Source organism: Bifidobacterium sp. UTBIF-68, assembly GCF_006408855.1.
Lineage (GTDB): Bacteria > Actinomycetota > Actinomycetes > Actinomycetales > Bifidobacteriaceae > Bifidobacterium > Bifidobacterium reuteri.
In genome coordinates this window covers 40,329-55,538 of the sequence record NZ_JFAN01000014.1, presented here as the reverse complement: position 1 = coordinate 55,538, position 15,210 = coordinate 40,329, and the positions used below count along the sequence as shown (strand labels likewise).

9 protein-coding genes, 1 tRNA gene and 5 pseudogenes are annotated in these 15,210 nt (G+C 59.1%); 3 read left to right on the top strand and 12 right to left on the bottom strand.

Features of this window, described 5'->3' with window-relative positions; all coding sequences use genetic code 11:
• Nucleotides 1-43: 43 nt before the first annotated feature.
• From BW14_RS04660 to gatC, 4 genes and pseudogenes are all read right to left on the bottom strand, one after another.
• A pseudogene (locus BW14_RS04660) lies at nt 44-844 on the bottom strand (GNAT family N-acetyltransferase); the annotation flags it as partial.
• A gap of 185 nt (nt 845-1,029) precedes the next feature.
• Nucleotides 1,030-2,529, bottom strand: a complete 1,500-nt coding sequence (gatB, locus tag BW14_RS04655; RefSeq protein ID WP_044089360.1) for an Asp-tRNA(Asn)/Glu-tRNA(Gln) amidotransferase subunit GatB — start codon at nt 2,527-2,529, stop codon at nt 1,030-1,032.
• Nucleotides 2,530-2,559: 30 nt separating this feature from the next.
• Complete coding sequence (gene gatA, locus BW14_RS04650; RefSeq protein ID WP_044089359.1) at nt 2,560-4,110, bottom strand: Asp-tRNA(Asn)/Glu-tRNA(Gln) amidotransferase subunit GatA; 1,551 nt, start codon at nt 4,108-4,110, stop codon at nt 2,560-2,562.
• Between the two features lie 5 nt (nt 4,111-4,115).
• Nucleotides 4,116-4,415, bottom strand: coding sequence for an Asp-tRNA(Asn)/Glu-tRNA(Gln) amidotransferase subunit GatC (gene gatC, locus BW14_RS04645; protein WP_044089358.1), 300 nt, complete (start codon nt 4,413-4,415; stop codon nt 4,116-4,118).
• A 1,111-nt stretch (nt 4,416-5,526) separates the two neighbouring features.
• Here gatC and BW14_RS04640 point away from each other — a divergent pair.
• A complete protein-coding gene (locus tag BW14_RS04640) occupies nt 5,527-6,495 on the top strand; it encodes a hypothetical protein (RefSeq protein WP_044089356.1) in 969 nt (322 codons plus the stop codon).
• A 256-nt stretch (nt 6,496-6,751) separates the two neighbouring features.
• On the opposite strand, the pseudogene BW14_RS12505 reads toward BW14_RS04640, so the two are convergent.
• The 5 genes and pseudogenes from BW14_RS12505 to BW14_RS04620 form a co-directional block, all read right to left on the bottom strand.
• Nucleotides 6,752-7,084, bottom strand: a pseudogene (locus BW14_RS12505) (TrmH family RNA methyltransferase); the annotation flags it as partial.
• Between the two features lie 131 nt (nt 7,085-7,215).
• A pseudogene (locus tag BW14_RS12500) lies at nt 7,216-7,735 on the bottom strand (RNA methyltransferase); the annotation flags it as partial.
• Between the two features lie 2 nt (nt 7,736-7,737).
• The gene (locus BW14_RS04630) at nt 7,738-8,367 is read right to left on the bottom strand and encodes an orotate phosphoribosyltransferase (RefSeq protein WP_044089354.1); all 630 of its coding nucleotides are present in this window, start codon (nt 8,365-8,367) and stop codon (nt 7,738-7,740) included.
• A 107-nt stretch (nt 8,368-8,474) separates the two neighbouring features.
• Nucleotides 8,475-9,926: a DNA recombination protein RmuC gene (rmuC, locus tag BW14_RS04625; RefSeq protein WP_044089353.1), complete on the bottom strand. Its 1,452-nt coding sequence runs from the start codon at nt 9,924-9,926 to the stop codon at nt 8,475-8,477.
• Between the two features lie 118 nt (nt 9,927-10,044).
• Nucleotides 10,045-10,326, bottom strand: a complete 282-nt coding sequence (locus tag BW14_RS04620; RefSeq protein WP_044089352.1) for a metal-sensitive transcriptional regulator — start codon at nt 10,324-10,326, stop codon at nt 10,045-10,047.
• 109 nt (nt 10,327-10,435) lie between these two features.
• On the opposite strand from BW14_RS04620, the pseudogene BW14_RS04615 reads away from it, so the two are divergent.
• Both BW14_RS04615 and BW14_RS12495 read left to right on the top strand, forming a co-directional pair.
• Nucleotides 10,436-12,686 (top strand): annotated as a pseudogene (locus tag BW14_RS04615) (HAD-IC family P-type ATPase); the annotation flags it as partial.
• A 95-nt stretch (nt 12,687-12,781) separates the two neighbouring features.
• Nucleotides 12,782-13,069 (top strand): annotated as a pseudogene (locus tag BW14_RS12495) (YHS domain-containing protein); the annotation flags it as partial.
• A 223-nt stretch (nt 13,070-13,292) separates the two neighbouring features.
• Here BW14_RS12495 and BW14_RS04610 read toward each other — a convergent pair.
• The 3 genes from BW14_RS04610 to rplI all read right to left on the bottom strand — a co-directional run bounded on the left by BW14_RS04610 (nt 13,293) and on the right by rplI (nt 15,208).
• Nucleotides 13,293-14,024, bottom strand: coding sequence for an MIP/aquaporin family protein (locus BW14_RS04610; RefSeq protein WP_140489321.1), 732 nt, complete (start codon nt 14,022-14,024; stop codon nt 13,293-13,295).
• A 223-nt stretch (nt 14,025-14,247) separates the two neighbouring features.
• Nucleotides 14,248-14,321, bottom strand: a tRNA-Lys gene (locus BW14_RS04605).
• 440 nt (nt 14,322-14,761) lie between these two features.
• On the bottom strand, nt 14,762-15,208 hold the full coding sequence (gene rplI, locus BW14_RS04600; RefSeq protein ID WP_044089349.1) for a 50S ribosomal protein L9: 447 nt from the start codon (nt 15,206-15,208) through the stop codon (nt 14,762-14,764).
• Between the last annotated feature and the right edge of the window lie 2 nt (nt 15,209-15,210).

Below are 15,210 nucleotides of genomic sequence, written 5' to 3'. Positions count from 1 at the left end.
GATGACCCCCCTGTGATGCAGCGGCCTGCTCGGACGCGGTCTTCTGACGCAGCGCCACGGAATGCTCACGTGCGGCGAGCGCCTCCTGCACACCGGGATTGTTTTCGATGAGGTGCATGCCGAACGCTTCCAGCGATCGGATCGGATCGTATTCATCCACCAGCGTGTCCATGACGATCAGATCCTGATACTTGTTGTTTTCGGCGTCCCACAGGGCGTCGCGCGACGTGCCGGACGGTACGAAGCCCAACGACTGGTAGACGGAGATCGAACGCGTGTTCTTCTCCGGCACAGCGACCCAGATACGATGCATGCCCAAGCCGGCCGGCTCGGCGGCGAAACCATACGTCATCACACGGGGCATGGCGTCACGCGAGTAGCCACGTCCGCGATAGTCGCGACCAAGTACGATCTGAATGCGCGCGGAGCGGGACCAGCCATCAATGTCGATGAGGAAGATCATGCCGATCACATTGTCAGTGGCACCGGCGTCCGTCTTGCCGTCCTCGTCATGGTCGGCGTCGGTGACCACAGCCCAAGCGATGGTGCGACGCAGTTCCGGATCGCCCACGCCGGACTCCCCCGGAGTCCTGCCAGCCTCCCATGCCTGAGAGCGACGCACCCACGTATGAATCATGGCGCGTTCGGTGGCCGCATCCTTACCGGTGATCTTGGAAGCTCCATAAAAAGCATCCAGTTCGTCAAGACGAGGCAAATCCTCCACCGTGGCAGGACGCAGATGCACCATTTCGCCCTGGATAGGCGGAATGACGATGCTGTGAGGCAGGTCCCGCGCGACTTGCGCATCAACTGCCATGCTCAACGTCTCGTTGGTCTCAGTCATTTGGTGTTCGTCCCCTGTTTGTCGACTCACAACGGCTCTCGATTCAGTGCCGAACATATCCTACTCTGCTGGGTGAACGCTGGAAAGATGCTGGACTGGAAGGTTTTGTAACAAAACAGGCTGTATGTACGTAGCCATGTGACTGTTACGTACATACAGCCTGTTTCGGCTGTCCGCTTAACGGCTCAGGACTTGATCTTGCCCATGACCACCTTGGTGACGGCCTTGGCATCGGCCTGGCCTCGCGTGGCCTTCATCACGGCACCGATGATCACGCCCATCGGCTTCATGTTGCCGCTCTTGAGCTTCTCGACCACGTCGGGGTTCGCCTCGAACGCCGCGTCGACGGCCGCCTCGATGGCGCCGTTGTCCTCGACGATCTTGTAGCCGTGCTTCTTGACGACCTCATCCGGGGTGCCTTCGCCCTTGAGTACGCCTTCGACGGTCTGCTTGGCGAGCTTGTCGTTGAGCTTGCCGCTGGCGATGAGCTTCTCAACCTCGGCCACGTCGGCCGGGGTGATCGGCAGCTCCTCGAGGGAGACGCCCTTGGCGTTGGCGGCGCGGGACAGCTCACCCAGCCACCACTTGCGGGCGCCTGCGGCCTTGGCACCGGCCTTGACGGTCTCTTCAATCAGGTCAAGTGCGTCGGCGTTCAGGATGTCGCGCATCTGCAGATCCGTCAGACCCCATTCGGTCTTGAGACGGTTGCGGCGTTCGCGCGGCATCTCCGGCATCTGAGCCTTGATCTCCTCGATGTGCTCCTTGGTGATGTGGAGCATGACCAGATCCGGGTCCGGGAAGTAGCGGTAGTCGTCCGCATCGGACTTGACGCGTCCGCCTGCGGTGGTCTGCGTAGCCTCATCCCAGTGGCGGGTCTCCTGCAGGATGTCCTTGCCCTCGTCGAGGCGGGCGGCCTGACGGCGGATCTCGTACTGGATGGTCTTCTCGATGCCGCGGAACGAGTTCACGTTCTTGGTTTCGGAACGGGTGCCATACGGGGCGTCGGCGGACGGGCGCAGCGAAACGTTGACGTCGGCGCGCATGTTGCCCTGCTCCATACGGGCGTGGCTGATGTTCAACGCGCGTACGATGTCGCGGATGGCACGCATGTAGGCACCGGCGATCTCCGGAGCGCGGTCGCCCGCACCCTCGATAGGTTTGGTGACGATCTCGATCAGCGGCACACCGGCGCGGTTGTAGTCCACGAGGGAATGGTCGGCGCCTTCGATGCGGCCGTCGGCACCGCCCACGTGGGTGTTCTTGCCGGCGTCATCCTCGATGTGCGCACGTTCGATCGGCACACGGAAGACGGTGCCGTCCTCCAGCTCGACATCCAGGTAGCCGTTGCCGTTGGTCGGCTTGTCGTACTGGGAGATCTGGTAGTCGCGCGGCATGTCCGGGTAGAAGTAGTTCTTGCGGGCGAACTGGCTCCACTCGTTGATTTCACAGTGCAGTGCGAGACCAAGCTTGATCGCGTAGTCCACAGCGGCCTTGTTGACCACCGGCAACGAGCCCGGCAGCCCCAAGGAGACCGGAGTCAGCTGGGTGTTCGGCTCGCCACCGAACTCGATGTGAGCCGGGCAGAACAGCTTGGTGTTCGTGCTGAGCTCAACGTGGGTTTCCAGACCGAAGACCACATCATACTTCTTGGTGGCATCGGCGTACTTCATCAGTTTTTCAGCCATGATGTTGCTTATCTTTCCTTCCGATGCTTCTCACTTGTCCAAGCCGTCAAGCCACGGAGCCTTGAGGTCCTTCCAAATCGGACCATTCCAGTCATCCTCAAGCGCGGCCTCCAGTGCGGCAGCGGGCTTGTACATCACTTCGTCGCGCTGCTGCGGGGCGATGAACTGGAAGCCCACGGGCAGGCCGTCGTCCGACAGGCCGGCCGGGATGGACATGGCCGGAACACCGGCGAGGTTGGCCGGGATGGTGGCGATGTCGTTCATGTACATGGCCAGCGGATCGTCCATCTTCTCGCCGAACTTGAAGGCGGTCGACGGAGAGGTCGGAGAGACCAGAACATCGGCCTGTTCGAAGGCCTTCTTGAAGTCCTGGATGATCAGCGTACGGACCTTCTGGGCCGAGCCATACCAGGCGTCGTAGTAGCCGGCGGACAGGGCGTAGGTGCCGAGGATGATGCGGCGCTTGACCTCGTCGCCAAAGCCGGCCTCACGGGTGTAGGCCATCATGTTGGCAGCAGTCTGCGGCACGCCGGCCGGCGGCATGACGCGCAGGCCGTAGCGCATGCCATCGTATCGGGCCAGGTTGGAGCTCACCTCGGACGGCATGATGATGTAGTAGGCGCCCAGAGAGTAGCCGATATGCGGGCAGGAAACCTCGACGACCTCGGCACCCATCTCCTTGAGCTTATCCACGGCCTCGTTGAATCGAGCCTCGACGCCGGGCTGGAAGCCGTCGCCGCCGAGTTCCTTGATCAGACCGACCTTCAAACCCTTGAGGTCGCGCTTGGCACCCTCACGGGCGGCGGCAACCATCGGACGCGGGCCCTCGGGGATGGACGTGGAGTCACGGCGGTCATGGCCGCCGATGACTTCCTGCAGCAGGGCGGAGTCAAGCACGGTGCGGGAGACCGGGCCGATCTGGTCGAGCGAGGAAGCCATGGCGATGGCGCCGAAGCGGGAGACGCCGCCGTAGGTGGGCTTGACGCCCACGGTGCCGGTCAGGGCACCGGGCTGACGAATGGAGCCACCGGTGTCGGTGCCGAGGGCCAGCGGGGCCTCGAACGCGGCGACCGCGGAAGCGGAGCCACCGCCGGAACCACCCGGCACGCGCTCGGTATCCCACGGATTGTGGGTGGTCTGGTAGGCGGAGTGCTCGGTGGAGGAACCCTGTGCGAACTCGTCCAGGTTGGTCTTGCCGAGGATCGGCATGCCAGCAGCCTTGAGCTTCTCGATGACGGTGGCGTCATACGGCGGCACCCAGCCTTCGAGGATCTTGGATGCGGCGGTGGTCTCGATGCCCTTGGTGACGATCATGTCCTTGATGGCGATCGGCACGCCGGCGAGTTCAGGCAGTTCGGCCTTCTCTTCGGCGGTCTTGGCGTCGAAAGCGTCAGCCTGTTCGAGGGCCACGTCAGCGGAGACCTTCAGGAACGCCTTGATGGACGGTTCGGCGGCCTCGATCACCTTGAGATGGGCTTCGACGAGCTCGCGGGAGGTCACATCGCCTTTCTTGACGGCGGCGGCCTGCTCGGCGGCGGACAGCTTGACGAGATTTGCGGTTTCGTTGGTTACGGTGCTCATCAGGTTCACTCCTCGCTTCCCAGGATTCGCGGCGCCACGAACATGCCGGCCTCGGTCTTCGGGCCACCGGCAAGAGCCTCTTCCTGCGTCAGCGGGGTTTCGGCCACGTCCGGGCGCAGATAGGCCTCAAGCGGAACCGGGTTGGCGGTGGGCTCGACGTCGTCGGAGGCAACCTCCTGAACCTTGTTGATGGAGTCTGCAATGACGTTCAGCTCGCCCTGCAGACGGGTGATTTCCTCATCGGTGAGCGCGATTCGGGCCAAATCGCCCAAATGCACGATTTCTTCGCGTGAAAATGTTGGCATGCGCCCAACTATACGAGCGGTTTGTGACACGCGGCCATCAGGAAGATACGCATTTCGTCTGTCGGACTTCCATTGCCACTTCAGCGGACTTCCATCGCACTTCAGCGGACTTCCATTACCACTTCATCCGAGCATCTTCCATCAAGCGAAAGGAAATGCACAACAACCATGCCGCATCATGTGTTCATGTGTTCATGCGTTCATGCGTCCCTCTGCAACCCGTTGCCGCTCTCTCACCGGGGCAAATCCTCGGCCCAATCTGCACTCCACCCCGCTGGACGCCCCTGCCCCGACCTCAGACGCCCCCGACGGCCTCAGATGCCCCCTGACGGCCTCAAAACGGCCTCTTACCGGGGCAAAACCTCGGCCCAGCCCACAAGCCACCCCACTCACCGCCCACCACCGAAGCAAAACCTCGCCCCAACCCATAATCCGCCCCACTCACAGCTCCCCAGAGAAGCAAATCCTCGCCCCAACCGCCGATCCGCCCACTCACAGCCTCTCAGCGAGGCATATTCTCGGCCCAATAGAGCAACTGCCTCATTAAAAGCACCCCAGCGAGGCAAAACCTCGGCCGCGTCAAGGAAACGCCCCTCCTACCACTCACCAGCGAAGCAGATTCACGACTCAACCGAGGAAACACCCCACTCACCGCCCGTCAACGGGGCAAATCCTCGGCCCAACCCATAATCCACCCCGCTCACAGCGTCCCAGCGAGGCATATTCTCGGCCAAACCCATAATCCACCCCGCTCACAGCGTCCCAGCAAAGCAAAACCACGGCCCAACCGCTAATCCACCCCACTCACAGCTTCTCAGCGAAGCAAAACCTCGGCCCAACCGATGATTCGCACCTGCCATCTACGCCATGCAAATAACAGGCATGACCTCCAGACACGGCCACGGCTGCAATCCAATCGAACGAATGAACGCATACACTTCGTCAAGCTCTAGCCAGTTATCCACATCCCCCGTTCCGGCAACGAACCCATATCAGTACAATTTGGCGGAATCATGCGGGAAACCACCATCGCGCGTTCATCAGCTGGAGCTCGGACCACATTGTCTGAAACACATAGACACCACCTCGACCGCAGATATACCGTCGAACCATGAAACATCACAAGGAAGTGGCCACTCTCATCGCCCAGGCCGAATCAGAACAGCGCTGCGCGTACGGAACAACCAAAGCCCACCGCTCAGCTCTGGCCCGTCGCGCACAAGCTCAGGAGCTGGAAAGAGTATTCCCCAACATGTATGCCAGACCGGACTACTGGGCTTCGCTACACCCGGATGAACGTACAAGGCATCGGGCACGAACCCTCCATCTCAAGCATCCGGATTGGGTGTTCGCCGGAATCACCGCAGCGGCCATCCATGGTTTTGACCATCAATGGCACCTTCATGCCGACTCCGTCACCATCACTGCGACAACACAGGGGAATAATGCCAGCACCACGCATGTGAAACGCATATTCGCATCGGATTGCACACCGGTGCGTATCGGCGAGCTGCCTGTCACCAGCAAAGCCAGAACCGTGGTGGATTGCGGACTGTCCACCGAATTCCGCTTCGCGTTGCCTGTCATCGATTCGGCATTGCGCAAAGAAGCCACCATTGCAGACATCCTGAATATCTGCAGCACCATGCGACGCGACTGCACACCACTATTCCGTTTGCTGCATTACGCCAACCCCGCAAGTGAAAACGGCGGCGAATCGCTTGGACGGGGGACGATCATCGAAGGAGGGCTCGCAGTTCCTGAGCTGCAGCAGGAAATCATAGACCCCCAAACCGGTGATTTGTATCGAGTGGATTACCTCTGGCGGTTGCCCACTGGGCGTACTGTCGTGGGGGAATTCGACGGCTTTGCCAAGTATGTCGATCCGGATATGAATAACCGAAAAGGCATTCGCGGCGCGGTTCATGCGGAGAAGGAGCGCGAAACAGGACTCTACCGAGCCGGAGTCGACACCATAGTCCGATTCACCTATGAAGATGCGCTGGCAATGAATCCACTGCTCAATAAGTTACGGGCGGCAGGCATACCTCAAGCCACGGCGGCAATGGGATCAGGATAATGGGTGGGGCAATCGGTGCGGCGAGGGACAATGCGGTGCGGTACAGCTGGATGGTGTTGGTTGCACAGTATGACACCAGTCATTATTCATATTCGCTTCCGGGCAACAGCGAGGCCACTGACCCATGCCAGTGCATTCTATGACAAGAGCATCAGTCCGGATTGCGACCACTGAAGGAATCCAGTTATTCAACTTGTTGGATTCTGCAGAGTTGTCTGCAAGATACTATCAATGCCCGCGCTCAGAGACCACGCTATTAGACGGATGCCGGAGCAGCATGCTGGGCGATCCATGCGTGCATGGCCACGGCCGCGGCAGCACCTGCGTTGATGGAACGCACCGAACCGAACTGGGAGATGTAGACCACATCGTCGGCCAGATCGAGGGCTTTTTGGCTCAGGCCCGGTCCTTCCGCGCCGAACAGCAGCAGGCAGCGCTTGGGGAACCGGTAGGTCTCCATCGGCACCGCTCCAGGAATGATGTCGAGTGCGATGATGCGTGCAGCTTCGAGTTCTTTGATGCGATTGTCAGCGGCCGCCAGCTCGGACATTGCTCTCTGTGTGGCGGATTGTGTGGCGGATTGCGCGGATGCGCCTCCTTCGCGGAAAGCATCTGCGATTGCGGATGATTGGAACGATGGCGTTTCGTCATGCGCAACACTGTCGTCGGGAGTTGCCGACGCGGTCTCACACTGCAACAGCGCGGATACTGAGCCTGCCGATTCGTGGATATGAATTGCCGCAGCAGCGGCTCGCGCGCGTTCGTATGCGATTTCGCCGGCGATGCGATTGCGCCAGCATTCCACCAGCTCGGCGATGGATGGATGATGCTCAACATGCTGGTACAGCTCGGTCATCAACGCGCCTTTGCGATTCCACTTGTGTGGACCGACGATATGCACGCGCCCGGCTTGGAAAGCATTGGCCGTACGCACCATGGACCCGATATTGAAATCATGGGTCCAGTTCTCTACCGCCACTTCGAAATCATGACGGCCGCGAGCATCCAGATCATCCTTGATGGCCTGTACGGACCAATAGCGGTATCGGTCGAGCACATTACGCCGGTCACCTTCATTCAGAAGTTCCGTATCAAAGTGGCGACTGTAGTTCGGGGATGCGGGATTGTCGGGCCGCGGCTCACCGGGGTGCGTTTCAGACCACGGTCCGAGTCCGATTTCGCGGAATTCCGGCTCGCCGGATGCCTTGGCAGCTAGGGAAATCTGGTTTGGCGCGTGCATGGTCAGCGAAGTTCGGATTCGTCGAACACCTGGACGAAGGGCAATTCCTTGCTGTCGCCGGTAGTCGGATTAACGACGTTGATGCTCTTCGCCCCGCCGCCCACGAGTGAGGCGATGGCCACCACCGAGCCACCCAGTTGGTCGATGATGCCGAAATCAAGGCCGAGCTCATTGCCGTTGCGCAACGTGACCAGCGAGCTGGTCTGCACATATGATTTCTCGGACAACCAGGCATCCAGAAGGACCACGCGACGGCCTTCAATAGACGGTCCCTTGATGGACGGGTAGACGAAGTCCATTACGAACCCGTCCAGATCCTCGCCTCGTGATGCCGCCGCCTGAATCATGGCGGATACCATAGGCACTGCCGCGGCAGTCAAAGCGCCGACCGCATCGAAATCATCAACCGAATATCCGGCATCTTCAAGCGCATCGATGAGCACATGTCCCATGACGGGTGCCGCATGATGATCGAACGTCACTGCCGACAGCTCGGAGAAGGGACGTCCCACCACATGCTGCTTCAGCAAGGTGGCGAGCAGCTCACGCGGTTCCAATCGTGAGAAGTCGGCATTGTTCGTCACACCGGCAAGATCCGGCGTGCCGGTAGGGCGGAATCCTGATTCAGTCATAGTGCAAGCCTATCTCTTGCGGCGGTCAGCATCCGCCTCCCGTGCTCAGTCACGATGGTCGGCGTTGATTCCATGGAACCTACACCAGCTCGTTTAAGCTGCTTCCCTCATGCTACGGTCATACGCTGCGCTGTCCCATCGGATTCATCATCAGACGGAACCACTTCGGGGGCCGATAGCTCGGCCACATTCCCCTTGTCCGAATCGATAAGAGGCGTCTCTTCAATCACCTTGGTGGGTTCGAGCTTCTGCAGTTTACGAGCCGTGGGCAGTACCCGACGTTCCAGACTGGACGCAAACTTGTTATATGCATTGACGGTCTTGGTAATCTGCGAACCCAGTTTGATGGCGTAATCTCCCAGCACAGCGAAACGCTCATACAATTCGCGGGACAGATCGAACAGTTGCTTCGCGTCATCGGTCAAGGACTGCTGCTGCCACGCATAGGCCACGGATTTCAGCACCGCCCAAAGCGTGACCGGCGATGTCAATGCAACCTTACGTGAGAACGCATCATCCATCAGCGTGGGATCGGCTTCAAGAGCCGCCTGCAGCAACGCCTCATTCGGGATGAACGCCACCACAAAATCCGGGGCGACATCAAAGGCATTCCAGTAGGCCTTCTCCCCCAACGCACGCACATGCTCACGCAACGCCTTGGCATGTGACCGCAGCAAATCGTTGCGCCGGGCCAGATCTTCCGGCCCCGCCGTCTCAGGAATCTCGCAAGCCCTTTGATAATCGGCATATGGCACTTTCGCGTCGATGGGAATGGTTTTGCCGCCAGGCAAATGCACGATCATATCCGGGCGCAGCGTACGTCCATCAGCACCGGTGACCACGACCTGAGTATCGAAATCCACATGCTCAAGCAGGCCTGCCGATTCCACGATGTTCTTCAGCTGCGCCTCGCCCCAAGCGCCGCGCACTTTGTTGTTCCGCAGCGCAGCAGACAGGGAACTGGTCTCCTTATCCAGACGAGCCTGCTGTTCGTTGAGCCCTTTGAGCTGAACGCCCAGCGCGCCCATCTCCTGTTTACGACCTTCCTCAATCTGCGTGACCTTGGTCTGCAACGCATCGAGGTTCTTGGCCACTGGAGCCAACGCCTCCAGCACCTTGCTCTGCTCTTTGAGCCGAGCCTCTTGCTCACGCCGTTTGACCTCGGCTGCCTCGAGAGCCGCCAGACGCTTTTCTTCAGCAGCCTTGGCCTCGGCTCGACGGCGTTCTTCGACCTCAGCGGCGGCACGCTCACGCTCACGCTGGATTCGGATCTGCTCCGCCTGCTGGGCCTGCGTCAACTGCGACTTCACAAAAGCAAGCTGCTGATTGAGTCCCTCAATCTGTGCCTGCGCTGCAGCATTGGCGGAGCGCAAATCAGCCGCCTCATTGCGGGCGGCCTGCAGCAGAGCCCTGGACTCCTCCAGCTCCTGCGTTTTGACGCCACGAGCCATTTCTTGACCTTTGTGGCGGCCGAACACGAAACCTGCAAGGAGTCCAAGCCCTGCACCAATCACCAATACCGCGATTACCAGAATCACGTTTCCCGTTTGTTCAAACATGCTTCCAGTATTGCATCGCTTTTCAGACAGGGAAAATTTTTTCCCTACCAAAAATCTGCGTGCACAATGGAACCACAGGAACCACATGCACCCCGACGGCAAAGGAGCGGAAACGATGCTACGACTTCACAAGACGCGCAATGGCCTGGGACGCCTCTGCCATTTTCTCCTCGGCCACAACACCGCCTTCGACGGAGGCCTGGCGCACGCAATGGCTGAGATGATCGTCCAGCAGCAGCAGCGCCACAGACTTCAGCGCGGAATTCGACGCAGAGATTTGCGTAAGGATGTCAATGCAGTATTTGTCGTCTTCCACCATCTGCTCAATCGCGCGCACCTGTCCCTCGACACGGCGAAGACGGGCCACGATCTTTGCTTTGTCACCGCTATACCCACGCATGTCTTCCGCCCTTTCTTTCCCCGTCAGCTGAACACATCCGATTATATACCTTATAGGGGTATTGGGTATACAATGTGAGCTGAGTAAGACAGGAGCAGGAGGAACGAACATGGGGTTCAACATTTTTGCGTTGGTGGCCGCCCTGCTGGTTGCAGCCGCTGCAACTTGGGCGACCCTGCGGTTTTTCTTTGCCGCGCAGCAGGGTGAAACAGGCATCGTCACCGACGGCAAGCAGCACGCGACGATTACCGTCAAAGGCGGATACTCTCCTTCTGTGGTGAACATGAAAGCCGGCATGCCCATCAACCTGACCTTCGACCGCCAAGAAACCGGCGAATGCACCTCGCATGTGGTGTTCGGCGATCTGGGACTTGACGCCATGCTTCCGGGGAACACCCGCACAGACGTGCAACTTCCGGCACTGCCTGCCGGAGACTATCCATTCGCCTGCGGCATGAACATGGTGCACGGATCGTTGCACGTGGAAGGCGAATCGGACGTCACGCTCGCAAGCCTCCAGTCCACCGCGGCATCCAACACGCCCAACGACGCCGCATCCGCAGAACAGCGCGAGTCCCAGGAGCGACGCAACGAAATCAAGTCCTTCACCAAACTGGTCATCGTGGGCGCGATACTGACCATTCCCGTCTTCGCCACCACGATGTTGCATATGGCTGACCCGGAATTGGTACCGCATTGGATGGTGAACCCTTGGCTGCAGGCCATATTGATCACTCCAGTGATGTTTTATTGCGGACACCCGATCCATAGTGTCGGTTTCCCAGCCTTGGCGCATCGCTCACCAGACATGAACTCGCTGGTGTCCTTGGGCACCAGCGCCGCGTACGTATACAGCCTGGTCACATGCATTGCTCCGTGGGTCTTCCCTGAAGGGTCACGTGAACCGTATTTCGAATCCGTCGGAGTGGTCATCACCTTGGTGCTCCTCGGTCGGCTGCTGGAGAACAAAGCCCGCGAAGGCACCGGAAAGGCCGTGCAATCGCTGATTCGTCTGCGTCCACGTGTCGCCCACAAGCTCCATGACGGCATTGACTTCAGTAACAGTGCGGCCGCCCAGTGGCTCATCCCCGAGAACAGCACCGATATCAGTTCCGACGCAATAGCCATCGGCGACTTGCTGGTGGTACGTAACGGTGAACGCATACCGACGGACGGCACTATCGTGGCCGGCGAAGTCATGGTAGACGAATCGATGATCACCGGCGAATCCAAACCCGTCGCAAAAACAACCGGCGCTTTGCTTACCGGTGCCACCGTAGTCATGAAAGGCGACTGCGTCATGCGTGCCACGCAGGTGGGTGCCGATACCGTGCTTTCGCAGATCACCGCGATGGTTGCACGCGCACAGGCCACCAAGGCTCCGGTTCAGCAGATGGCAGACCGTATCGCACGGTATTTCGTGCCAGCGGTGATGATTATCGCGATTTGGACGTTTGCAATTTGGATCTCCGTGGGGCCAAGCCCGCAGCTGGCCCATGCGCTGGTTACGGCAGTCAGCGTCCTCATTATCGCTTGCCCGTGTGCACTGGGTTTGGCGACGCCTCTTTCCGTTACCGTGGCTCTTGGCCTGGGCGCCACCAATGGCGTTCTGGTCACGTCCGCCAAAGCTTTGGAACAGGCACGCCGCATCGGCACTGTGGTCTTCGACAAAACCGGCACCATCACACGCGGCGTAGTCGATGCCGACGCCGATTGGAACAAGCCAAGCTACGAGCAGGACACCATCAAAGACGGTTCAGCCGAAGCGATTGCGGCATTACGCGCGCGCGGCATTCGTACGGTGATGCTGTCCGGCGACAAAGCCGACGTAGCCAGCCGTATCGCACGCGAGGTCGGAATCGATACCGTGATCTGCGAGGTCAAGCCTGATGGCAAAGCCCATTGGATCAAACAGCTGCAGATGGAACGCGACAACGCACACTCCACAACCGAGCATCATGGCGCAACTACTTCCAGTAACAGCGCCACCACAGTTCAAAAGAAAGCGGAGTCCAATCTGATCGCCATGGTCGGCGATGGCATCAACGACGCACCGGCACTGGCCCAGGCTGATCTTGGCATCGCCATCGGCACCGGCACAGACGTGGCCATGCAGTCGGCTGACGTGACCCTGATGAGCGGAGACCTGAGAGGCGTACTGAAAACCATCAATCTCTCCGAAGCCACGATGCGCAACATTCGCGAGAATCTGGGATGGGCTTTTGGATACAACCTCATCGGTATTCCGATTGCGGCGGGCATACTATACCCGTTCACTGGATGGCTGTTGAGTCCGATGATTGCAGGCTTGGCCATGGCTTTGAGCTCCGTCTGCCTGGTGCTGAACGCAAACCGGCTTCATATGGCTTCTATTACCGAGAATCCCGCCAATAGAAGCACAGACGATTCAAAGCCAACAGCATCCTCCGTTGCGAATGGCTTCAAACCCGGCAACCAGGAGCCCACTATCATCATTGACAGCCATACCGAATTCACACACTTGTCCGAACCGACACACCATACAGAACACACCATCAAGGAGAATCCAATGGATATGAACATGCACATGCATCACGCCGCCCCGACCGAGGGCGAGACCGCCACCGATCCCGTATGCGGCATGACTGTGGCGGTGAACGCCGACGCCATCACGCGCGAGTACGACGGCACAACCTACTACTTCTGCGGCGAGCACTGCGCCAAGAACTTCGACAAGGCCCCGCAGATCTTCCTAGAGAAGTAACTTCTTCTTCCGCACCGGAAGAGCTTCAAGAAGTGGCTCAAGACCGCAAGAGGCTCAATAAGGATTCAATAGAGGTTCAATACCACAAGAGGGCTCCATCCCGTGTGAACGGGTTGGAGCCCTCTTACATGTGAGCAGCCGTTTGAACAACTATGAACAACTGTCCCAACAGTTGTCCGAAACAACTATGAACAACTGTCCCAACAGCCGTCCGAAACAACTGTCAGTTGAAGAAGATCACGAACAGCCACGCACCGATGATTGCGCCCACGATTGGAGCCACCACCGGAATCCAAGCCTCGTTCCAGCGGGAAGAACCCTTGCTCGGAATCGGCAGGATGGCATGCAGCACTCGCGGCATCAAGTCACGAGCCGGGTTCAGGCCGGGGCCAGTCGGACCACCCATGGAGGTCACAAGACCCCACACGATGAAGCCGACGACGATTGCCGCAGCGGCCGGATCCTTCTCGCCCCACGGATCCATCAGGCAGCACAGCGCGCCAAAAACGAGCACCAGCGTGCCGAACATCTCGTTGAGGAAGTAGTTGACCTTCTTGTCGTCCGCATCGGTGGTGCAGAAGGTGGCGAAGATGGCATCGGCATCCTCGGTCTCCTTGTAGTGCGGATAGTAGGTCAGATAGACGATGAACTGGCCCAGAGCGGCACCGAGCAGCTGCGCGATGATGTACGGCAACACCTCATCCCACGGGAACATGCCATTGACGGCCTGGGCGATGGTCATGGCCGGATTGATGTGCGCACCGGACACCGCGCCGAACATCAACACCGGGAACATCACGCCAAAACCATAGCCCATGGCGATATTCAGCCAACCAGCATGGTGGCCCTTGGTGTTCTTGAGCTCGACATTGGCCACAGAGCCATTGCCGAAGATCATCAGAATGGCGGTGCCGAAGAACTCGGCAGCCAACTTGGTAAAGAGGGAGTATTCCACTGCTTCTTCTTTTCTCTACGCCGTGAAGCAGGCACAACTACCCCACGGCCTTCGGTATGATTTGAAATCCGTTCGCGGATCCAACGGCACAATTACGCTGGACGCGAAAGCAAACGAGGCGATTGTACACATCGCCCCCTGACGAAACCACGCGGACGAAATCATTGACAAAACAAAAACAAAAAAACAAAAAAGCCGGAATCTTTCGATTCCGGCTTGCCTGTGCCCCCGCAGGGATTCGAACCCTGGACACGCTGATTAAGAGTCAGCTGCTCTAACCAACTGAGCTACAGGGGCTTGGTTAGATGTTGAAGTGTTCCTTGCAACAGGTGATAAATATACTCGGATTCCAATCAGATGCAACCTACGGCGTGTCGCCTGCAATTCCAACGATTTGAAAATACCGTCCGACGCCCACAGGCATTCCGAGCACTTCACGTCATACCCATCAATTCAACGGCTTCACACAATCATCACATATATACGCACATTGCCTGCGAATCGGCGATGCAACGCAGCTCGTCGATACAGCTCGTCGGGCTCCGACGTCGGCGCAGCTCGTCGGCCTCTAGCGTCGGCCTCTAGCATCGACCTCTGCTGTCGGACGCTGGCGCATACTACATGCATGCCGCCCAAAAAAGAAAGCCCCACGCCGCGCGATACGCGCAGGCACGGGGCTTTCGATGCTTAAGCTCAGACTCTTAGCCTGAAAGATTCCAGCGTGACGCCGGAATGGTTCACTCGGCCACGACCTTCACGAAGAAGGAAGCGGTGATCTCCGGGTGGAGGGCCACCTTGGCGGGGAAATCGCCGGTGGTCTTGATGGTCTCGACCTCGATGGCCTTCGGGTTCACCGAAGCCTTGTCGGACAGAGCAATCGCGATGGCCTCGTTGGAGATGCCACCGAACAGCTTGCCGGACTCGGAAACCTTGGCGGCGATCTCGACGGTAGTGCCCTCGATGGCAGCCTTGGCAGCCACAGCGTCCTCACGGGTGGCGACGGCCTTGGCCAGACGAGCGCGCTTCATAGCGGTGATCTGAGCCTCGGCGCCCTTGGTCCAAGCGAACGCCAGCTTCTGCGGGAACAGGAAGTTGCGAGCGTAGCCGGCCTTCACGCTGACGACGTCGCCCGGGTGACCCAGGTGAGCCACGGTCTTGGTGAGAATAACCTTAGTTTCAGCCATTG